This window comes from Pseudomonas sp. FA-1 (genome assembly GCF_056856075.1).
Genome location: NZ_JBWXTH010000001.1, coordinates 269746 through 289111, shown reverse-complemented (window position 1 = coordinate 289111; position 19366 = coordinate 269746). Strand labels below are relative to the sequence as shown.

20 protein-coding genes are annotated in these 19366 nt (G+C 64.7%); 8 read left to right on the top strand and 12 right to left on the bottom strand.

The window, feature by feature from the left end; translation table 11 throughout:
* Nucleotides 1-118 precede the first annotated feature (118 nt).
* The 5 genes from AC1MHZ_RS01315 to AC1MHZ_RS01295 all read left to right on the top strand — a co-directional run bounded on the left by AC1MHZ_RS01315 (nt 119) and on the right by AC1MHZ_RS01295 (nt 7226).
* On the top strand, nt 119-1840 hold the full coding sequence (locus tag AC1MHZ_RS01315; RefSeq protein WP_084854291.1) for a glucan biosynthesis protein G: 1722 nt from the start codon (nt 119-121) through the stop codon (nt 1838-1840).
* Nucleotides 1833-4406 carry a glucans biosynthesis glucosyltransferase MdoH gene (gene mdoH, locus AC1MHZ_RS01310; protein WP_324816473.1) on the top strand — a complete coding sequence of 858 codons (2574 nt, stop codon included), beginning with the start codon at nt 1833-1835 and terminating at the stop codon, nt 4404-4406. The genes AC1MHZ_RS01315 and mdoH overlap by 8 nt, the downstream gene beginning before the upstream one ends.
* Before the next feature lie 253 nt (nt 4407-4659).
* Nucleotides 4660-5457 carry a transporter substrate-binding domain-containing protein gene (locus AC1MHZ_RS01305; protein WP_084854293.1) on the top strand — a complete coding sequence of 266 codons (798 nt, stop codon included), beginning with the start codon at nt 4660-4662 and terminating at the stop codon, nt 5455-5457.
* A gap of 79 nt (nt 5458-5536) precedes the next feature.
* A complete protein-coding gene (locus AC1MHZ_RS01300; protein ID WP_084853972.1) occupies nt 5537-6499 on the top strand; it encodes an amino acid ABC transporter permease in 963 nt (320 codons plus the stop codon).
* Nucleotides 6492-7226, top strand: coding sequence for an amino acid ABC transporter ATP-binding protein (locus AC1MHZ_RS01295; RefSeq protein WP_324816483.1), 735 nt, complete (start codon nt 6492-6494; stop codon nt 7224-7226). Before AC1MHZ_RS01300 ends, AC1MHZ_RS01295 begins: the two co-directional genes overlap by 8 nt.
* 97 nt (nt 7227-7323) lie before the next feature.
* Here the strand turns inward: AC1MHZ_RS01295 and AC1MHZ_RS01290 are convergent, their stop codons facing one another.
* The 10 genes from AC1MHZ_RS01290 to ubiE form a co-directional block, all read right to left on the bottom strand.
* The gene (locus AC1MHZ_RS01290; protein WP_084853974.1) at nt 7324-8925 is read right to left on the bottom strand and encodes a methyl-accepting chemotaxis protein; all 1602 of its coding nucleotides are present in this window, start codon (nt 8923-8925) and stop codon (nt 7324-7326) included.
* Nucleotides 8926-9019: 94 nt separating this feature from the next.
* On the bottom strand, nt 9020-9727 hold the full coding sequence (locus AC1MHZ_RS01285; RefSeq protein WP_482965941.1) for a 16S rRNA (uracil(1498)-N(3))-methyltransferase: 708 nt from the start codon (nt 9725-9727) through the stop codon (nt 9020-9022).
* On the bottom strand, nt 9724-10515 hold the full coding sequence (gene tatC / locus AC1MHZ_RS01280) for a twin-arginine translocase subunit TatC (protein WP_084853977.1): 792 nt from the start codon (nt 10513-10515) through the stop codon (nt 9724-9726). Before tatC ends, AC1MHZ_RS01285 begins: the two co-directional genes overlap by 4 nt.
* Nucleotides 10512-10868, bottom strand: a complete 357-nt coding sequence (gene tatB / locus AC1MHZ_RS01275; RefSeq protein WP_084853979.1) for a Sec-independent protein translocase protein TatB — start codon at nt 10866-10868, stop codon at nt 10512-10514. Before tatB ends, tatC begins: the two co-directional genes overlap by 4 nt.
* A gap of 3 nt (nt 10869-10871) precedes the next feature.
* Entirely contained in the window at nt 10872-11144 is a 273-nt protein-coding gene (locus AC1MHZ_RS01270; RefSeq protein ID WP_324816465.1) for a twin-arginine translocase TatA/TatE family subunit, read from the bottom strand.
* A gap of 169 nt (nt 11145-11313) precedes the next feature.
* The gene (locus AC1MHZ_RS01265) at nt 11314-11649 is read right to left on the bottom strand and encodes a phosphoribosyl-ATP diphosphatase (protein WP_084853982.1); all 336 of its coding nucleotides are present in this window, start codon (nt 11647-11649) and stop codon (nt 11314-11316) included.
* 1 nt (nt 11650) lies between these two features.
* Nucleotides 11651-12043: a phosphoribosyl-AMP cyclohydrolase gene (gene hisI, locus AC1MHZ_RS01260; RefSeq protein ID WP_482965940.1), complete on the bottom strand. Its 393-nt coding sequence runs from the start codon at nt 12041-12043 to the stop codon at nt 11651-11653.
* A gap of 73 nt (nt 12044-12116) precedes the next feature.
* Nucleotides 12117-13727 (bottom strand): ubiquinone biosynthesis regulatory protein kinase UbiB, encoded by a 1611-nt coding sequence (gene ubiB, locus AC1MHZ_RS01255; protein ID WP_084853984.1) that lies wholly within the window; start codon nt 13725-13727, stop codon nt 12117-12119.
* A complete protein-coding gene (locus tag AC1MHZ_RS01250; protein WP_224457179.1) occupies nt 13724-14347 on the bottom strand; it encodes a ubiquinone biosynthesis accessory factor UbiJ in 624 nt (207 codons plus the stop codon). The genes ubiB and AC1MHZ_RS01250 overlap by 4 nt, the downstream gene beginning before the upstream one ends.
* Nucleotides 14347-15117: a bifunctional demethylmenaquinone methyltransferase/2-methoxy-6-polyprenyl-1,4-benzoquinol methylase UbiE gene (gene ubiE / locus AC1MHZ_RS01245; RefSeq protein WP_084853987.1), complete on the bottom strand. Its 771-nt coding sequence runs from the start codon at nt 15115-15117 to the stop codon at nt 14347-14349. The genes AC1MHZ_RS01250 and ubiE overlap by 1 nt, the downstream gene beginning before the upstream one ends.
* Before the next feature lie 124 nt (nt 15118-15241).
* Between ubiE and AC1MHZ_RS01240 the strand changes: the two genes are divergently transcribed.
* The 3 genes from AC1MHZ_RS01240 (at nt 15242) to AC1MHZ_RS01230 (ending at nt 16934) form a co-directional block, all read left to right on the top strand.
* Entirely contained in the window at nt 15242-15517 is a 276-nt protein-coding gene (locus AC1MHZ_RS01240; protein ID WP_084853988.1) for a polyhydroxyalkanoic acid system family protein, read from the top strand.
* A 219-nt stretch (nt 15518-15736) separates the two neighbouring features.
* Nucleotides 15737-16159, top strand: a complete 423-nt coding sequence (locus AC1MHZ_RS01235; protein WP_084853990.1) for a phasin family protein — start codon at nt 15737-15739, stop codon at nt 16157-16159.
* Between the two features lie 10 nt (nt 16160-16169).
* Nucleotides 16170-16934: a phasin family protein gene (locus AC1MHZ_RS01230; protein ID WP_084853992.1), complete on the top strand. Its 765-nt coding sequence runs from the start codon at nt 16170-16172 to the stop codon at nt 16932-16934.
* 116 nt (nt 16935-17050) lie between these two features.
* On the opposite strand, the gene AC1MHZ_RS01225 is transcribed toward AC1MHZ_RS01230, so the two are convergent.
* Both AC1MHZ_RS01225 and phaC read right to left on the bottom strand, forming a co-directional pair.
* The gene (locus tag AC1MHZ_RS01225; RefSeq protein WP_084853993.1) at nt 17051-17665 is read right to left on the bottom strand and encodes a TetR/AcrR family transcriptional regulator; all 615 of its coding nucleotides are present in this window, start codon (nt 17663-17665) and stop codon (nt 17051-17053) included.
* Between the two features lie 4 nt (nt 17666-17669).
* A complete protein-coding gene (phaC, locus tag AC1MHZ_RS01220; RefSeq protein WP_084853995.1) occupies nt 17670-19352 on the bottom strand; it encodes a class II poly(R)-hydroxyalkanoic acid synthase in 1683 nt (560 codons plus the stop codon).
* Nucleotides 19353-19366: the final 14 nt, after the last annotated feature.

Genomic DNA, 19366 nt, shown 5'->3' with positions numbered 1-19366 from the left:
CATTGTCTGGAACCGTTTGGGGAATCATTGGGCCCTCACGGGGTCCGAACAGTGCTCGCCAACCCGGCATTGGTCGCTGGCCGTTGGTTTCATGATCTGTTTTCGGCGAGGGTTGCTCGTGATTGTAAGTCCCTGTATTGCACAAAGAATCCCCGGAAATCGGCTACGCAAGGCCCTGGTGGCTGGCGTCGCACTGTTTGGCCTGATGAGCGCTGGCCAGCTGTGGGCATTCAATCTTGACGATGTTGCAGCCAAGGCAAAGGATCTGGCCGGCCAGAAGTACGAAGCACCCAAGAGCAATCTGCCGGCGGTGTTCCGTGACATGAAATTCGCGGACTACCAGAAGATCCGTTTCATCCAGGAAAAGGCCGAGTGGGCCAAGGACAAGACGCCGTTCAAGTTGTCCTTCTATCACCAGGGCATGCACTTCGACACGCCGGTGAAGATCAACCAGGTCACCGCCACCACCGTCGAGGAGATCAAGTACGACCCGAGCCGTTTCGAGTTCGGCGACGTACCCCATGACCCCAAGACCGTCGAGAACCTGGGCTACGCCGGTTTCCGCGTGCTCTACCCGATCAACAAGGCCGGCAAGCAGGACGAGATCATGACCCTGCTGGGCGCCAGCTACTTCCGCGTGGTCGGCAAGGGCCACGTGTACGGTCTGTCGGCCCGCGGCCTGGCCATCGACACCGCATTGCCGTCGGGCGAGGAGTTCCCGCGCTTTCGCGAATTCTGGGTCGAGAAGCCCAAGCCCACCGACAAGCACCTGGTGATCTACGCCCTGCTGGACTCGCCGCGCTCCACCGGTGCCTACAAGCTGATCCTGCGTCCGGGCAGCGACACGCTGGTGGACGTCAAGTCCAAGGTGTTCCTGCGTGATCACGTCAGCCGCCTGGGCGTTGCCCCGCTGACCAGCATGTACCTGTTCGGCAGCAACCAGCCATCCAAGGTCCTCAACTACCGGCCGGCCCTGCACGACTCCGAAGGCCTGTCGATCCACGCCGGCAACGGCGAGTGGCTGTGGCGCCCGCTGAACAACCCCAAGCACCTGGCCGTGAGCAGCTTCAGCGTGGAGAACCCGCGTGGTTTCGGCCTGCTGCAGCGCCAGCGTGAGTTCAGCCACTACGAAGACCTCGACGACAACTACCAGAAGCGTCCGAGCGCCTGGATCGAACCCCGTGGCGATTGGGGTAAAGGTACTGTCGACCTGGTCGAGATCCCCACCGCCGACGAGACCAACGACAACATCGTTGCCTTCTGGAGCCCGGAGAAACTGCCCGAGCCGGGCAAGCCGGTGGAGTTCGAATACCGCCTGCGCTGGACCATCGACGAGTCCCAGCTGCACGCGCCGGAGTTGGGCTGGGTCAAGCAGACCATGCGTTCGACCGGTGATGTGAAGCAGTCCAACCTGATCCGTGAAGCCGACGGCAGCGTGGCCTTCCTGGTCGACTTCGAAGGCCCGGCGCTGGCCGCCCTGCCTGAGGACACCGCCCTGCGCAGCCAGGTCAGCGTGGGCGACAACGCCGAGGTGGTCGAGAACAACCTGCGCTACAACCCTGAAATCAAGGGCTGGCGCCTGACCCTGCGGTTGAAGGTCAAGGACCCGAGCAAGTCCACCGAGATGCGTGCCGCGCTGGTACGCGACGTTCCGGTGGAACCGGCCAAGCCGGCCAAGGAAGGCAAGCAGGAAAAGGCCGCCGGCAAGCACGCCAAGGCCGAGAAAGCCGTCAAGGCTGAACAACCTGCCGCCGATGCGGCGCCCACCAACGGGGCCCCGGCCACCACCGAGAAGGTGATGACCGAGACCTGGAGCTATCAGTTGCCTGCCGATGAGTAACTCAAGCGCCCGGCCAGAATCGCTTGCCGAATACCTGGCCCACCTACCACTGAGCGATGAGCAGCGGGCAGAACTTGCCAGCTGCACCTCGTTCAGTGAGCTGCACCAACGCCTGGCGGCCCATCCGGCCGCCAATGCCACCGAGGCCGTGCAGGCCTCGGTGGGCCCGCGCCTGACCGTGGGCAGCGCCGCCGAGCTGGAAGAGGCCGAAATGCTCGGCGTCGACGCCGGCGGGCGGCTGTGCCTGAAGATCGCGCCGCCGATCAAGCGTACCCGCGTGGTGCCCGAACCCTGGCGCACCAATGTGCTGGTGCGCATGTGGCGGCGCCTCACCGGGCGTACCAACGCCCCGCAGCCGCCCAAGCGCGAGCTGCCACCGGCCCGCTGGCGCCGGGTCGGCTCCCTGCGTCGCTACATCCTGCTGCTGCTGATGATCGGCCAGACCCTCGTGGCCGGCTGGTACATGAAGGGCATCCTGCCTTACCAGGGCTGGTCGTTCGTCTCGCTCGACGAGATCATGGCCCAGACCTTCTGGGAAACCGTGGTGCAGGTTTGGCCGTACGCCTTGCAGACCTCCATCCTGGTCTTGTTCGGCATCCTGTTCTGCTGGGTGTCGGCAGGTTTCTGGACCGCGCTGATGGGCTTTCTCGAGCTGCTCACCGGGCGTGACAAGTACCGCATCTCCGGCAGCAGCGCCGGCAGCGAGCCGATCGCGCCCCAGGCGCGTACCGCATTGGTGATGCCGATCTGCAACGAGGACGTGCCGCGGGTCTTCGCGGGCCTGCGCGCGACCTTCGAGTCGGTGGCCGCCACGGGCGACCTGGACCGCTTCGACTTCTTCGTGCTCAGCGACACCAACGACACCGACATCGCCGTCGCCGAGCAGCAGGCCTGGCTCGAGGTGTGCCGCGAAGCCAAAGGTTTCGGGCGCATCTTCTATCGCCGCCGCCGCCGCCGCGTGAAGCGCAAGAGCGGCAACCTGGACGACTTCTGCCGTCGCTGGGGTGGTGAGTACAAATATATGGTCGTGCTCGACGCCGACAGCGTCATGAGCGGCGAGTGCCTGACCAGCCTGGTGCGCCTGATGGAGGCCAACCCGGACGCGGGCATCATCCAGACCGCGCCGAAGGCGTCGGGCATGGACACTCTCTATGCACGCATCCAGCAGTTCGCCACCCGTGTCTACGGCCCGCTGTTCACCGCCGGCCTGCACTTCTGGCAGCTGGGCGAATCGCACTATTGGGGCCACAACGCGATCATTCGCATGAAGCCCTTCATCGAGCACTGCGCCCTGGCGCCGCTGCCGGGCAAGGGGGCCTTCGCTGGTGCGATCCTCTCCCACGACTTCGTCGAAGCCGCGCTGATGCGCCGTGCCGGCTGGGGCGTGTGGATCGCCTACGACCTGCCGGGCAGCTACGAGGAGCTGCCGCCGAACCTGCTCGACGAGCTCAAGCGCGACCGGCGCTGGTGCCACGGCAACCTGATGAACTTCCGCCTGTTCCTGGTAAAAGGCATGCATCCGGTGCACCGTGCGGTGTTCCTCACCGGCGTGATGTCGTACCTGTCGGCGCCGCTGTGGTTCTTCTTCCTGGTGCTTTCGACCGCATTGCTGGCTACCAATACCCTGATGGAGCCGCAGTACTTCATCGAGCCGTTCCAGCTCTACCCACTGTGGCCGCAATGGCACCCGGAGAAGGCCATCGCGCTGTTCTCCACCACCATCGTGCTGCTGTTCCTGCCCAAGCTGCTGAGCATCGTGCTGATCTGGGCCAAGGGCGCCACCGAGTTCGGCGGGCGCATCAAGGTCACCTTGTCGATGCTGATCGAGATGCTGTTCTCCATGCTGCTGGCGCCGGTGCGGATGATCTTCCACACCCGCTTCGTCCTGGCTGCGTTCCTCGGCTGGGCGGCGACCTGGAACTCGCCGCAGCGTGACGATGACTCCACCCCGTGGAGCGAAGCCGTGCGTCGCCACGGCCCGCAGACCCTGCTGGGCATCGCCTGGGCGGCGCTGGTGGCCTGGCTGAACCCGAGCTTCCTGTGGTGGCTGGCGCCGATCGTGGGCTCGTTGGTGCTGTCGATTCCGGTGTCGGTGATTTCCAGCCGTGTGCGCCTGGGCCTGAGCGCCAAGGACGAAAAGCTGTTCCTGATCCCTGAGGAATATGCGACCCCGCACGAGTTGCTGGCCACCGACCAGTACACCCACGAAAACCGTTGGCATGCCATGCATGACGGGTTCGTTCGGGCGGTGGTCGACCCGCGCCAGAACGCCCTGGCTTGTGCCATGGCCACTGCACGGCATGGTCAGGCTGCACCGATCGAAGCACTGCGTGCCGAGCGTGTCGCCAAGGCGCTGGAAGTCGGGCCCAAGGGGCTGGACGGCAACACCCGCCTGGCACTGCTGAGCGACCCGGTGGCGCTGTCGCGCCTGCATGAGCAGGTCTGGGCCACGCACAACGAGGCGTGGATCGGGGTGTGGCGCAACTCCATCACCAGCGACCCGCATTCACCCTTGCTGCCGCTGCATCCGGACAATCAGGCCCAGCCTTCGCTGGTTGGCGCCTGATCCCTCCCAAGGGGCCGCTGTGCGGCCCATCGCGGCACAAGCCCGCTCCTACACATTGCACGTCCCCTGTAGGAGCGGCCTTGTGCCGCGATCGAGGGCGCGGCCCTCGTCATCTCTTCGATTTTGGCCAACAAAGTCCCCCCTGGCTCTAGGTCCCAGCCTGCGCATGCGTTAGCATCCACCTCGATATGTATCGGTCTGACGACCTTCCAACAATAAAATTCGCACTACTTTGCTAGGGGACCTGGTGATGATGAAAAAATACCTGTCGCGACTCCTGGTCGGTGTCACCGCGCTGGTCGCGGTAACCGCCGCCCAGGCGGGGGCCATCGAAGACGCGGTCAAGCGCGGCACGCTGCGGGTCGGCATGGACCCTACCTACATGCCCTTCGAGATGACCAACAAGCGCGGCGAGATCATCGGCTTCGAGGTCGACATCCTCAAGGCCATGGCCAAGTCCATGGGCGTCAAGCTGGAGACCGTCTCCACCGCCTATGACGGCATCATCCCGGCCCTGCTGACCGACAAGTTCGATATGATCGGCAGCGGCATGACCCTCACCCAGGAACGCAACCTGCGGCTGAACTTCAGCGAACCCTTCATCGTGGTCGGCCAGACCCTGCTGATCCGCAAGGAGCTGGCGGGCGAGATCAAGTCGTACAAGGACTTGAACAACGAGAAGTACCGCATCACCTCCAAGCTCGGTACCACCGGTGAGATGGTCGCCAAGAAGCTGATCAGCAAGGCCAAGTACCACGGCTACGACAACGAGCAGGAAGGCGTGATGGATGTGGTCAACGGCAAGGCCGATGCCTTCGTTTACGACGCGCCGTACAACGTGGTGGCGGTGGACAAGGCCGGTGCCGGCAAGCTGCTGTTCCTCGAAGAACCCTTCACCTACGAGCCGCTGGCCTTCGGCCTGAAGAAAGGCGACTACGACAGCATCAACTTCATCAACAACTTCCTGCACCAGATCAAGAACGACGGGACCTACGATCGTATCCACGACAAGTGGTTCAAGAACAAGGACTGGCTGAAGGAAATGGAATAAGGCCCAGGCCACAAGCCCGGCTTTATCACCCCGACGCGCAGGCAAACCCTGCGCGTTCGCTTTTACGGAAGTACCCCAATTGATCAAGCACAAGAAAGCCCAGTGGCCCTGGCACGGGTTGACCGCGCTGGTACTGGTGGGGCTGGCGTTCAGCCTCTACCTGGCCACCTCGATGATTTCCTATGAGTGGCGCTGGAACCGCGTCCCCCAGTATTTCGCCTACAAGGCCGAAGAGACCCAGCGCGCTGCCGACTACGGTACGGTCCAAGAGATCGTGGTCAGCGGCGACACCGCGCGCGTCACCCTCAAGGACGAAAGCGGCGGCCAGCAGGTCGTGGAGGTGGACAAGGACAGCATGCTGCTCAGCCGTGGTGACGATGTCGCCGAAGGCGATGCGATCGGCGTGACCCGCCATTGGGCGGCCGGCCCGTTGGCGTGGGGCTTATGGACCACCCTGTGGATCTCGGTGGTGTCCGGTGCCCTGGGCCTGGTGATCGGCCTGTTCGCCGGGCTGTGCCGGCTGTCGAACAACCCGACCCTGCGTGACCTGTCCACGGTGTATGTCGAACTGGTGCGCGGCACGCCGCTGCTGGTACAGATCTTCATCTTCTACTTCTTCATCGGCACCGTGCTCAACCTGTCCCGGGAGTTCGCCGGGGTGGCGGCGCTGGCGCTGTTCACCGGCGCCTACGTGGCCGAGATCGTGCGCGCCGGTGTGCAGTCCATCGCCAAAGGCCAGAACGAGGCGGCGCGTTCGCTGGGCCTGAACGCCAGCCAATCGATGCGCCATGTGATCCTGCCCCAGGCCTTCAAGCGCGTGCTGCCGCCACTGGCGGGGCAGTTCATCAGCCTGGTCAAGGACACCTCGCTGGTCTCGGTGATCGCCATCACCGAACTGACCAAGAGCGGCCGCGAGGCCATCACCACCTCGTTCTCGACTTTCGAGATCTGGTTCTGCGTGGCAGGCCTGTACCTGCTGATCAACCTGCCGCTGTCGCACATCGCCAGCCGGCTCGAGCGGAGGCTTGCGCAAAGTGATTGAAGTCCGTGACCTGGTAAAAGTCTTCGACACCCGCGGCCAGGTGGTGCGCGCGGTGGACAACGTCACCACCGGCGTGGCCAAGGGCGAGGTGGTGGTAGTGCTTGGGCCGTCTGGCTCGGGCAAGTCGACCTTCCTGCGTTGCCTCAATGGCCTCGAGCATTTCGACATGGGGCATGTGTCCATCGACGGCCTGCAGCTGGATGACCCGAAGACCGACATCAACGCCTACCGCCGCGAAGTCGGCATGGTGTTCCAGCATTTCAATCTGTTCCCGCACATGACCGTGCTGGAGAACCTGTGCCTGGCCCAGAAGGTGGTGCGCAAGCGCAGCAAGGCCGAGCGCGAAGCCAAGGCCAAGGCGCTGCTGGAAAAGGTGGGCATCGGCCAGAAGGCCAACGAGTACCCGTCGCGGTTGTCCGGCGGCCAGCAGCAACGGGTGGCCATCGCCCGGGCCCTGGCGATGGATCCCAAGGTCATGCTGTTCGACGAACCGACCTCGGCGCTGGACCCGGAGATGGTGGGCGAGGTGCTGGATGTGATGAAGACCCTGGCCCAGGAGGGCATGACCATGGTCTGCGTGACCCACGAGATGGGCTTTGCCCGGGAAGTGGCCGACCGTGTCCTGTTCTTCGACCATGGCAAGTTGCTGGAGGACTCGCCGCCGCAGCAGTTCTTCGCCGCGCCCAAGGACCCACGGGCCCAGGCGTTCCTGCGTCAGGTGCTGTGACCGCCGGGGCCGCCAAGGCGGCCATCGCGGGGCCAGCCCGCTCCCACAGGGTGCGCTGTGAGAGCGGGCGTTGTGCGATTGTGCTGCGCAGCAGGCCTTAGAGCCTGAACCGTCCAACCAGCCCTTGCAGGTGCGTCCCCAGCCGTGCCAGTTCGACGGTCGAGCTCGCCGTCTCTTCGCTCGCCGCCGAGGTCTGGTCGGAAATATCCCGTACGTTCATCACGCTCCGGTTGATCTCCTCGGCCGTGGCACTCTGCTGCTCCGCCGCGGTGGCGATCTGCTGGTTCATCGCCTGGATCGCCGACACGGTGCGGGTGATGGTCGCCAGCGAGCCGCCGGCACGGCGGGTCAGTTCGACGCTGCTGTCGGTCAGCGCACGGCTGCCATCCATCACGCCAGCGACTCGCTGGGTGCCGTTCTGCAGGCTGGCGATCAGCTCCTCGATTTCCTCCGTGGACTGCTGGGTACGCTGGGCCAGGCTGCGTACTTCGTCGGCCACCACGGCGAAGCCTCGGCCGGCCTCGCCAGCCCGGGCCGCCTCGATAGCAGCATTGAGCGCCAGCAGGTTGGTCTGCTGGGCCACCGACTTGATCACGTCCAGCACGCTGCCGATCTTTTCGCTTTCGTCCTTGAGCTGGTTCATGGCTTCGCTGGAGTTGATCACTTCGTTGGCCAGGCGCTCGATCTGGGCGATGGCTTCACCCACCACCCGGTCCCCTTCGCGCGCCTGCTGGTCGGCTGCCACGGCAGCCTCCGAGGCTTGTTCGGCGTTGCGTGCCACCTCGTGCACCGTGGCGGCCATTTCGTTCATCGCCGTGGCCACCTGGTCGGTCTCTATCTTCTGGTTGTTGACGCCGGCACTGGTCTGCTCGGTAACGGCCGACAACTGTTCGGCGGCGCTGGCGATCTGGGTGACGCCATCGCCGATACCGCCGATCAACTCCCGTAGCCCCTGGGTCATGCGTTGCATGCTGGCCTGCAGCTGGCCCAGCTCGTCACGACGCTGCACCGGCGGCTCCTGGCGCAAGTCGCCACTGGCCACACGTTCGGCGGCGGCCAGGGTCTGGCGCAGGGGCGCTACGATCTGGCGGGTGATAGCCCAGGCGGCCAGCAGGCCGAGCAGCAGCGCCAGGGTCGTAGCCCCGGCCAGGGTCTGCTTGGCCTTGCGGGTGCCGGCATCGCGTACCGCAGTCTGCGAGGTGGTCAAGGCCTGGCTCGTATTTTTGAGCACAGTGCCTTGCGCGGCCATGTGCTCCAGGGCCTGCTGGCTGGCCGCCATGGCGTCGTCGACCAGATTGCCGCGGCGCTGGTCGGCCTGCTTGAGCCGGTCGAACGCCTGGCGATACTGGCGGGTGGCCTCGAGCTGCTGTTGCAGACGCTGCTGGTCGGCGGGCTGTTCGATCTGCCCGAGCATCGTCTGGATCTGCTGTTCCAGGTGATCGAGGGTCTTCTCCAGTTCGCCGATCGCGGCCTGGTCGTGGCTTGTCTGGTAGTTGAGCCGGGCGATGCGCAGGTCCTGGGTGGTCTCGTAGATCATCGAGATATTACCCAGCTTGTCACCCCGGTTGGTGACGTTGTCCAGGCTGATCCAGCCGGTCACGGTGATGGCCAGGGTCAAGAGCAATACCAGGCCGAAACCGAAACCCAGCTTGCGATTGACGCTCATATTCCCCAGCGACTGGTTAAACCATCGGTACATGTTCTACTCCCCGGCAACGGTAGCATTTTTGTAATGTTGCCTAGGCCATCGGCCTGGACCGGGGAAACTTGACGGGGTGAGCCTGACCCGTCCGTCAGAAAATACGCGAGAGCAGTGCCGTGACGGCGGTTTCCACGCGCAGGATGCGATCGCCCAACTGCACCGGTGCCAGGCCAGCCTTGCCCAGCAGGTCGACTTCATAGGGGATCCAGCCGCCTTCAGGGCCGATCGCCAGGGTAACCGGCTCCTCGACCGCGCGCGGGCAGGTGGGGTAGGGGCCGGGGTGGCCGACCAGGCCCAGGGTGCCGCTGGCGATCGCTGGTAGACGGTCTTCGACGAACGGCTTGAAGCGTTTTTCGATGATCACCTCGGGCAGCACCGTGTCGCGTGCCTGCTCCAGGCCCAGGATCAGGTTCTCGCGGATGCTCTCGGGGTTCAGGAACGGGGTCTGCCAGAAGCTTTTTTCGACCTTGTAGCTGTTGACCAGGATCAGCCGCGGCACCCCCAGGGTGGCGACCGTCTGGAACAGGCGGCGCAGCATCTTGGGGCGCGGTACGGCAAGGATCAGCGTCAGCGGCAGCTTGGCCGGTGGTGGCTGGTCGAAGGCGACCTGCAGCTCGGCCTCATGGCCCTCCAGGCGCAGCACGCTGGCCTGGCCCATCAGCCCGCCGATGCGGCCGACCCGCAAGGTGTCCCCCACCGCCACGCGATGGATCTCCTGCATGTGGATGAAGCGCCGATCGGCCAGCACCACACGGTCGGCCGCGATGAAATCGGCCTCCTCGAGCAACAACAGGTTCACGATTGGGTCGCTGGCGGTTGGTCGTTATGGTCGTCCGGTGCGCCTTCCTGGGCGTGGCTGCGCTTGCGGATCAGGCTGCCGCAGAGCACGCCTACCTCGAACAGCATCCACATGGGCACGGCGAGCAGGGTCTGGGAGAAGATGTCCGGTGGCGTCAGGACCATGCCAACCACGAAGCAGCCGATGATCACGTAGGGGCGGATCTTCTTCAGGTATTGCACGTCCACCACGCCGATCCACACCAGCAGCACCACGGCCACCGGAATCTCGAAGGCGACGCCGAAGGCGAAGAACAGCGTCATGACGAAGTCCAGGTAGCTGGCAATGTCCGTCATCATCGATACGCCTTCAGGCGTGGCGCTGGCGAAGAAGCCGAAGATCAGCGGGAACACCAGGAAATAGGCGAACGCCATGCCGGCGTAGAACAGCAGGATGCTCGACACCAGCAGCGGGATGGCGATGCGTTTTTCATGGCGATACAGCCCTGGCGCGATGAAGCCCCAGATCTGCTGGAGAATGAATGGGATGGCCAGGAACAGCGAGACGATCATGGTCAGCTTGAACGGCGTCAGGAACGGCGAAGCCACGTCGGTGGCGATCATCGTCGCGTTGGCCGGCAAGTGCGCGCGCAAGGGCGCCGAGACCAGGGTGTAGATCTGCTGGGCGAAGGAGAACAGCCCGGCGAAGATCAGGAAGACGGCGGCAACGCAGCGCAGCAGGCGGGTGCGCAGCTCGGTCAGGTGCGAGACCAGCGGCATCGGCTGGTCGGTTTCCGGTCTATCGCTCATGGGGCTCGTGGCGGTTGGGGAGGCTCGGATGGCGTGGCCGGGGCCGCAGGGTGGCTCGCCGTCGGGTTGGCAGGTGCTTCGGTGCTGCTCGGCTGGGCCGGTGGCGTCTGCGGGTTGAGGATGCGCCGGGCCTCCTGTTCCATCGACAGGATGTGCTCGTTGTGCAGCTGGCGGCGGATCTCGTCGGCGCCGATCTCACGCTCGACTTCCATCTTGATGCTGTTGAAGCTGCGCTTGAGCCGGCCGATCCACAGGCCTGCGGTGCGGGCGGCACCGGGCAGGCGCTCGGGGCCGAGCACCAGCAGGGCGACCAGGCCGACGAGCAGCAGCTCGCTGAAGCTGATGCCGAACATGGGTCAGTCTTTCCGCTGCGGCTCTTGGACCGGTTGGGCCTGGCCTTCGATGGTGTGGCCCTGGTTCTGCTGCGCGGTATTCTGCACGGGCTGGGCGGGTTGCGCCGGTGGCGGGGTCTGCTCGGCCGGCTTGGTCTCTTCCTCGTTCATGGCCTTGCGAAAGCCCTTGATCGATTCGCCCAGGTCGCTGCCCAGGTTCTTCAGCTTCTTGGTGCCGAAGACGAGGACCACGACGACCAGCAGGACGATCCAGTGTTTCCAGTCAAAAATACCCATTTCGTACTCCTGAAAATGTGTGTTGGTCTGTTGACCCTTGGGGCTGCGTTGCAGCCCATCGCGGCACGAGGCCGCTCCTACAGGAAACTGCGAATCTGCAAGGCGGCGCGGGCTCCTGTAGGAGCGGCCTTGCGCCGCGAAAGGGGCGCAAGGCGCCCCCGGCAATAGTTCAGGCAGACGGCTGGCGCGCGGCCTTCTCGTCATGCCCGGAAAGCCCGAAGCGGCGCTCCAGCTCGTCGAGCACCGCCTGGGGATGCTGGCCCAGGGCGCTGAGCATCACCAGGCTATGAAACCACAGGTCGGCAGTTTCATAGATGACATCGCTGTAATCCTGGCTGACGGCAGCATCCTTGGCGGCGATGATGGTCTCCACGGACTCTTCGCCGAGCTTCTCGAGGATCTTGTTCAGCCCCTTGTGGTACAGGCTGGCCACATAGGAACTGTCGGGCGCCGCCTGCTTGCGTTGCTCCAGCACCTCGGCGAGGCGGTTGAGGGTGTCGCTCATGTCAGTGTCCTGCGCTGTAGATGGCACCCGGGTCCTTCAGGACCGGGTCGACGGTTTTCCACTGGCCGTCTTCGAAGACGCGGTAGAAGCAGCTTTCACGGCCGGTATGGCAGGCGATATGGCCCAACTGCTCGACCATCAGGATGATCACGTCGGCATCGCAGTCCAGGCGCATCTCGTGCAGCTTTTGTACATGCCCCGACTCTTCGCCCTTGCGCCACAGTTTGCCACGCGAACGCGACCAGTAGATGGCACGTTGTTCGGCGGCGGTCAGGGCCAGGGATTCGCGGTTCATCCAGGCCATCATCAGTACGCGCCCGGTCTTGTGGTCCTGCGCGATCGCCGGCACCAGGCCCTCGCTGTTCCACTTGATCTCGTCCAGCCAGTCTTTCATCGTCGACTCCAAATCCGGGCCCGCGCCAGTGCCGGGCCCTTTGCGCTAGTGTGCCAGCCAGCTGCGCAGCTGGCTATTGGCGCACGACCAGGTAGAGCCCGGCCGCAAGCATCAGCCAGGCCGGCCACGCGGCCGGGGCGCTGAGGCTGGCGGCGCCGGTGGCCAGCGTGGCGCCGCCTGCGAGCAGGCCGGCGCCCAGCAGACGCAGGGCCCAGCGGTCGCCCTGGCGTCGCCGCTCGGGCATCTGCGGGTCGTGCAGGTGCGGTTGCGACAGGCGTTCGAGCAGGTCGCGGGTCATGTCGGCCAGGTGCGGCAGTTGCTCCACCTGGCTCTGCAGGTTGCCGAACACCGCCTTGGGACTCATGCGTTCGCGCATCCAACGCTCCAGGTACGGCTTGGCTGTGCTCCACAGGTCCAGGTCAGGGTACAGCTGGCGGCCCAGGCCTTCGATATTGAGCAGGGTCTTCTGCAGCAGCACCAGTTGCGGCTGGACTTCCATGTTGAAGCGCCGGGCGGTCTGGAACAGGCGCATCAGCACCTGCCCGAAGGAGATGTCCTTGAGCGGCTTTTCGAAGATCGGCTCGCACACCGTGCGGATCGCCGCCTCGAACTCATTGACCTTGGTCTGTGCCGGCACCCAGCCAGAGTCGATGTGCAACTGGGCGACACGGCGATAGTCACGCTTGAAGAACGCGATCAGGTTGCGCGCCAGGTAGTCCTGGTCTTCGCCGGTGAGGCTGCCGACGATGCCGCAGTCGATGGCGATGTATTGCGGGCTCCACGGCTTGACCGTGCTGACGAAGATGTTGCCCGGGTGCATGTCGGCGTGGAAGAAGCTGTCGCGGAACACTTGGGTGAAGAAGATCTCCACGCCGCGCTCGGCCAGCAGCTTCATGTCGGTGCGTTGGTCGGCCAGGGTGGCCAGGTCGGTGACCGGCACGCCATAGATGCGCTCCATCACCAGCACCTTGGGGCGGCACCAGTCCCAGTACACCTGGGGCACGTACATCAGTTCCGAGCCTTCGAAGTTACGACGCAGCTGACTGGCGTTGGCCGCCTCGCGCAGCAGGTCGAGCTCGTCGTAGATGGTCTTCTCGTAGTCGCTGACCACTTCGACCGGGTGCAGGCGGCGCGCGTCGGCGGACACCCGCTCGGCGCCCTTGGCGATCAGGAACAGCCAGGCCAGGTCCTGGGCGATCACCGGCTTGAGGCCCGGGCGCACCACCTTGACCACGACCTCTTCGCCGCTCTTGAGGCGCGCAGCATGTACCTGGGCCACCGAGGCCGAAGCCAGCGGTTCGACGTCGAAACGGCTGAACACCTCGCCGACCTTGGCGCCAAGCTGCTCTTCGATCAGTTCCACAGCCTTCTTCGGGTCGAAGGGCGGCACCCGGTCCTGCAGCAGCATCAGCTCATCGGCGATGTCGGTGGGCAGCAGGTCGCGGCGGGTGGACAGCAGTTGGCCGAACTTGATGAAAATCGGCCCCAGGTCCTGCAGGGCCATGCGCAGTCGCGCGCCCCGGCTGAGCGCGGACGGCTTGCGCGGCAGCCAACGCCAGGGCAGCAGCAGGCGCAGGCTCATCAGCCACCAGGGCAGGGGAAGGTCGAACAGCAGGTCATCGAGGCGGTAGCGGATCACGACGCGCTGGATGCGCAACAGACGGCGGACGGCGAGCAGCTTCATGCGTTATCGCTGGTATCAAGGGATCGGGCGAGGCGACGGATGCGTGCCTCGAGGCGTTCAATGTCGACCTTCAGGGCATCGAGCTCGCTGAAAGCCGCTTCGGCTTCGCGCCGGCCGACCAGGGTGCGGGATTCTTCGGCCAGGTATTCGGAGAGGTTCTGGCTGAAGCGTGACAGGCCCTGGCGGGTCCAGCGGGCGCGCAGGCGGATATGCCCGGCGACCAGTGCAGTGGCCACGGGGCCCAGCCAGCGCGACAGCTCGTACTCCCAGTCCAGCTCCAGGTCCTGGAGCACGCCGACCAAGTCGAGCAGTACAGCGCTGTCACCGTGCAGCTCGACCTGCGGGCTGTGCAGCACGGCGGTCTTGTCCTTGGCCAAGGCCAGTTGCGCCAGGCTGCCGGCCGGGGCGCGCAGGGTGCAATCGACCTCGCCCTCCCAGTGGGCGGCGAGCATCAGGCCTTCGTCGTCTGGCAGGATGAACAGCTGCAGGGCCGGTTGCAGGCAGTCGATCTCGACCACCTTGCCCTCGAGCGCGGCCAGGCGCGGCAGGGCCGTGCTGTCCATGCGCAGCACGCGGTTGAGCCCGTGCTCGACGCTGGCGAGCAGCCCGGCCAGGAGCATCAGGGCTTGATCCCCCGGTGCACGGCGACGATGCCGCTGGTCATGTTGTGGTACGTGACGCGGTCGAAGCCGGCGTCGACCATCATGGCCTTGAGGGTTTCCTGGTCCGGGTGCATGCGGATCGATTCGGCCAGGTAGCGGTAGCTTTCCGAGTCGTTGGTGATCAGCTTGCCGGCCAGGGGCATGAAGGCGAACGAGTAGGCGTCGTAGGCCTTGGACATGAATTTGTTGGTCGGCTTGGAGAACTCCAGCACCAGCAGGCGGCCACCGGGCTTGAGCACGCGCAGCATGGAGCGGATGGCGTCTTCCTTGTGGGTGACGTTGCGCAGGCCGAAGGCGATGGTCACGCAGTCGAAGTGGTTGTCCGGGAACGGCAGCTTCTCGGCGTCGGCCTGGACGAACTCGATGTTGCCGGCCACACCACGGTCGAGCAGACGGTCGCGGCCGACCTTGAGCATCGACTCGTTGATGTCGGCCAGCACCACCTGGCCGGTAGGGCCGACCAGGCGCGAGAACTTGGCGGCCAGGTCGCCCGTGCCGCCGGCGATATCCAGCACCCGGTTACCGCTGCGCACGCCGGACAGCTCGATGGTGAAGCGCTTCCACAACCGGTGCATGCCACCGGAAAGGACGTCGTTCATCAGGTCGTACTTGGCGGCTACGGAGTGGAACACCTCGGCGACTTTCTTCGCCTTCTGGCTCTCGGGTACGTTCTGGTAGCCGAAATGGGTGGTGGGTTCGGCGTGGTCGCCTTTGCGCTGGTCGTTCATATCGCTTCACCGGAAAAAATTACCGCCATTCTAGGGGCATCGGGCCAATTTGTCTTGGCGGGGTGCTCCGTTGGATGGGCACGGGCATAATGCGTTCATTGTGTTGATATCCAGGATTACCCGCATGACCCAGATCAGCGTTGAACGCAAGCACTCCCTCGGCCGTGAAGCCGCGCGCGCCAAGGCCGAGGCGCTGGTGGAGCGCCTGACCCGCGAATACGACCTCAAGGCCTCCTGGCAGGGCGACCGCGTCGATGTGGCGCGCAGCGGCGCCAACGGCAGCGTGCATATCGGCGAGGACACCATCCGTGTGGAGCTCAAGCTCGGCATGATGCTGTCGATGATGAGCGGCACCATCAAGGGCGAGATCGAGCGGGCGCTGGACAAGGCGCTGGCCTGATCGTCGCCTGCCGTTCGAAACAGGGCCGGGGCAGGCAACTCAAGACAGTCGCTCCCACCACTACAGCGTTGTGTGGAGCGGTCCTTGCTGCATCCTGCGGGGCATCTAGCCTGAGCCTTCCTTGTTGCTTAGGGTGAGCATTCTAATTTTTCGCCCTACCTTATGCTCGAGCCCGCATTCAATGGGCACATGTCCCTTCATGAGCATGAGGTGCCGAACATGGCCAACGTGAACGTTAGGAAAAAGGACGACGCCCCGGGCAGCACTCTGGGCGAGGTGCGCGGCTATGCGCGTAGGATCTGGCTGGCAGGCCTGGGTGCCTATGCCCGCGTTGGCCAGGAAGGTTCGGATTACTTCAAGGAGCTGGTCAAGGCCGGCGAAAGCATCGAGAAACGTGGCAAGAAACGCGTGGGTCAACAACTCGATGCGGCCAACCACCCGATCGACGAAGCGACCCTTGCAGCAAGCCGCGTACGCGGCAGGGTCGAAGTTCAACTGGACAAGATCGAAAAAGCTTTCGATGCACGGGTCGCCCGCGCCTTGAATCGCTTCGGCATTGCGTCTAAACATGACGTTGAGGCGTTGTCCATCAAACTCGAACAGCTGACCGAGTTGCTCGAGCGTGTCGCGCGCAAACCATAAGGAGAGCAGGATGGCTGGCAAGAAGAACACCGAGAAAGAAGGCGGCTCGTGGGTCGGCGGTATCGAAAAATACTCGCGCAAGATCTGGCTGGCTGGCCTGGGCATCTATTCCAAGATCGACCAGGACGGCCCCAAGCTGTTCGATTCGTTGGTCAAGGACGGCGAGAAGGCTGAAAGGCAGGCGAAGAAAAGCGCAGGCTCGGCTGCCGACACCGCCAAGTCCGCGACGTCCTCGCGGGTGTCGGATGTGAAGGAGCGTGCGCTGGGCAAATGGAGCGAGCTGGAGGAAGCTTTCGACAAGCGTCTGAACAGCGCCATTTCGCGCCTGGGTGTGCCGAGCCGCAACGAGATCAAGGCCCTGCACCAGCAGGTCGATAGCCTGACCAAGCAGATCGAGAAACTGACCGGCGCTTCGGTGGCCCCGGTTTCGAAGGCGGCAGCCAGCAAGACCACCGCCAAGCCCCTGGCCAAGGCTGCGGCCAAGCCGGCGGCCAAAACCGCTGTGGCAAAACCTGCTGCGGCAAAACCTGCTGCCAAGGCTGCGGCTAAACCTGCGGCGAAGGCCGCTGCGGCAAAACCTGCAGCCAAGACGGCTGCGGCCAAGCCAGCAGTTGCCAAGCCGGCGGCAAAGCCTGCGGCGAAAAAACCTGCAGTGAAGAAGGCGCCGGCAAAAGCGGCTGCGACGAAGGCTGCACCGGCAGTCAATGCAGCACCGGCAGCGGCACCGGCCAGCAACGTACCGGCGGCACCGGCCACTCCGGCTTCCCAGGCCTGACCGCGTCGCCTATATCGCGGGACAAGCCCGCTCCCACAGGTTCAGCGCAAACCTCCAGGAGGGCGTTGCATCTGTGGGAGCGGGCTTGTCCCGCGATTGAGCCCGCGCAGGCGGTCCTACCCTTCCAGGTATTTTCCCGCCAGTTGCTCCGCCGCTTCCCGCGCCGGCCCCACCAGGTGCGGCGCCACCAGCATCATCACCTGGTACACCACAACCCCCACATCCCCCTGCCGCCCCAGCACGCGCTGATAATCCAGCGAGAACATCAACGTCAGGGTGATCTGCTCCACCAGTTGCCCCAGCGCCTGTGTCTCACTGGTCACCTGCCCGTGTGCCTTCAGGCTGGCCAGCAGGGCGGCGAGGGTACGTTTGAGGGCATTGATCAGGCTGCGCATGTTCCGGGCCAGCTTCGGCAGCCGCCCGGTCAGGTTGGAGAGGTCCTGGAACAGGAACCGGTAGTGAGCCATCTGCTCGACGATCAGGTGCAGGAACAGCCAGTAGTCCTCGGCACCCAGGCGCACCCCGATGGGGGGATCGAGCAGCGGCATGAGCCCTTCCTCGAAGCGTTCGAACAAGCCCAGCACCAACGGCTCCTTGCCGTGGAAGTGATAGTACAGGTTGCCAGGGCTGATCCCCAGTTCGTTGGCGATTTCCAACGTCGAGACGTTCGGCTCACCCTGTTGGTTGAACAGCTGCAGGGCGCATTCGAGGATCCGGTCGCGGGTCTTCATCCGCTCAACGTGTCCGTACGTAGCTGCCCGGCGCCGGGCCCAGCGGTGGGTAGGTGGCGTTGCCCAGCTCGCTGCGCGGCGCCTTCAGCCGGCCGGAGCGCTGGGCGATCCAGGCCTGCCATTGCGGCCACCAACTGCCTTCGTGGCGCGTGGCATCATGCACCCAGGCACGTGGGTCGCTGGAAAGCGTCGGGTTCTCCAGGAAGAAGGCCTTGGGGTTGCCGGGCGGGTTGATGATGCTCTGGATATGGCCGCTGTTGGCCAGCACGAAGCGGCGATCGCCTCCGAGCAGCAGGGCCGAGCGATAGACGGCGTCCCACGGGGTGATGTGGTCGTTGCTGCCGGCGACGGTGAAACTGTCGAGGTCGACCTGGCCCAGATCGATGGGCGTGCCGCACACTTGCAGCCCTTGCGGTTGGGTCAGCGGGTTGAGCTTGAAGAAGTCCAGCAGCTCGCCGTGGAAGGCAGCGGGCAGGCGGGTGTTGTCGGCGTTCCAATAGAGGATGTCGAACGCCGGCGGCGTGCGGCCAAGCAGGTAGTTGTTGACCCAGTAGTTCCAGATCAGGTCGTTGGGCCGCATCCAGGCGAAGATCCGCGCCACCTCGCCCCCGTCCAGCACGCCACGCTGGTAGGAACGCCGTTTGGAGGCCTCGATGGTCTGTTCGTCGGCGAACAGGCTGGCGGGGCTGTCGAACTGGCTGTCCAGCAGGCTCACCAGGTAGGTGGCGCTGCGCACCCGACGCAGCTGACGCTTGGCCTGCAGGTGGCCCAGCAATGCGGCCATGGTCAACCCGCCGGCACAGGCGCCCATCAGGTTCGGGTCGCGACTGCCGGTGATGCTGCGGCATGCCGCGAGCGCCTCCTCCAGCGCCTGGACATAGCTGGACAGGCCCCACTCGCGATGACGCGGGTCCGGGTTGCGCCAGCTGACCATGAACACCTGCAGGCCACTCTTGAGCATGTACTGGACGAAGCTGTTGGTCGGTCCCAGGTCGAAGATATAGAACTTGTTGATCTGGGGCGGGATGATCAGCAGCGGCCGGGCGTACTGTTTCTCGCTCATCGGCCGGTACTGGATAAGCTCGAGCAACTCGTTGCGAAACACCACCGCGCCGGGTGTGGTTGCCAGGTTGACGCCAACCTCGAAGGCGCGTTCATCCACCTGGCGTGGCAGGCCATCGTTGTGGCGCAGGTCGTCGACCAGGTGGGCCAGGCCGCGCACCAGGCTCTGCCCGCCGGTATTGAACAGTTCCTTGACCGCCAACGGGTTGAGCAACGAATTGCTCGGTGCCAGGGCATCGTTGAGCAGGTTGAACAGGAAGTGCACCCGGGCGCGCTCGTCGTCGTCCAGCGAGCTTTCCTCGATCCATTGGCGGGTCTGCTTCTGCCACGCGAGGTAGGCTTGCAGGCCGCGGCGGTAGAACGGGTTCTGGCTCCAGGTCGGGTCGCTGAAACGGTTGTCGCGCGGGTGTGGCTGGTGCGGCGTTTCGCCGAGCATCACTCGCCCCAGCTGGCTGCCCAGGGCCAGCAGGTGGTGTGCGGTATGCAACGGGTTGCCCAGGCTCAGGCGACCGACGTTGCGCAGCGTGGAGAACAGGTCACGACCGCGCAGGCCGGTGATCGCGTTCTGTACATTGATGCTCGCAGCGGGGACCGGTCTCGTCCCTTTTGCCGGTTTGTCTTTCATCCCTCACTCCGTCG

Excerpts from the sequence above, each read along its gene's own strand:
- AC1MHZ_RS01250 (WP_224457179.1), bottom strand. The coding sequence starts at position 14,347 with ATGCTCCTGGCCGGGCTGCTCGCCAGCGTCGAGCACGGGCTCAACCGC.
- AC1MHZ_RS01265 (WP_084853982.1), bottom strand. The coding sequence starts at position 11,649 with ATGAGCGACACCCTCAACCGCCTCGCCGAGGTGCTGGAGCAACGCAAG.
- AC1MHZ_RS01235 (WP_084853990.1), top strand. The coding sequence starts at position 15,737 with ATGGCCAACGTGAACGTTAGGAAAAAGGACGACGCCCCGGGCAGCACT.
- AC1MHZ_RS01230 (WP_084853992.1), top strand. The coding sequence starts at position 16,170 with ATGGCTGGCAAGAAGAACACCGAGAAAGAAGGCGGCTCGTGGGTCGGC.
- phaC (WP_084853995.1), bottom strand. The coding sequence starts at position 19,352 with ATGAAAGACAAACCGGCAAAAGGGACGAGACCGGTCCCCGCTGCGAGC.
- mdoH (WP_324816473.1), top strand. The coding sequence starts at position 1,833 with ATGAGTAACTCAAGCGCCCGGCCAGAATCGCTTGCCGAATACCTGGCC.
- AC1MHZ_RS01290 (WP_084853974.1), bottom strand. The coding sequence starts at position 8,925 with ATGTACCGATGGTTTAACCAGTCGCTGGGGAATATGAGCGTCAATCGC.
- hisI (WP_482965940.1), bottom strand. The coding sequence starts at position 12,043 with ATGAAAGACTGGCTGGACGAGATCAAGTGGAACAGCGAGGGCCTGGTG.
- AC1MHZ_RS01270 (WP_324816465.1), bottom strand. The coding sequence starts at position 11,144 with ATGGGTATTTTTGACTGGAAACACTGGATCGTCCTGCTGGTCGTCGTG.
- AC1MHZ_RS01305 (WP_084854293.1), top strand. The coding sequence starts at position 4,660 with ATGAAAAAATACCTGTCGCGACTCCTGGTCGGTGTCACCGCGCTGGTC.
- tatB (WP_084853979.1), bottom strand. The coding sequence starts at position 10,868 with ATGTTCGGCATCAGCTTCAGCGAGCTGCTGCTCGTCGGCCTGGTCGCC.
- tatC (WP_084853977.1), bottom strand. The coding sequence starts at position 10,515 with ATGAGCGATAGACCGGAAACCGACCAGCCGATGCCGCTGGTCTCGCAC.
- ubiB (WP_084853984.1), bottom strand. The coding sequence starts at position 13,727 with ATGAAGCTGCTCGCCGTCCGCCGTCTGTTGCGCATCCAGCGCGTCGTG.
- AC1MHZ_RS01240 (WP_084853988.1), top strand. The coding sequence starts at position 15,242 with ATGACCCAGATCAGCGTTGAACGCAAGCACTCCCTCGGCCGTGAAGCC.
- AC1MHZ_RS01225 (WP_084853993.1), bottom strand. The coding sequence starts at position 17,665 with ATGAAGACCCGCGACCGGATCCTCGAATGCGCCCTGCAGCTGTTCAAC.
- ubiE (WP_084853987.1), bottom strand. The coding sequence starts at position 15,117 with ATGAACGACCAGCGCAAAGGCGACCACGCCGAACCCACCACCCATTTC.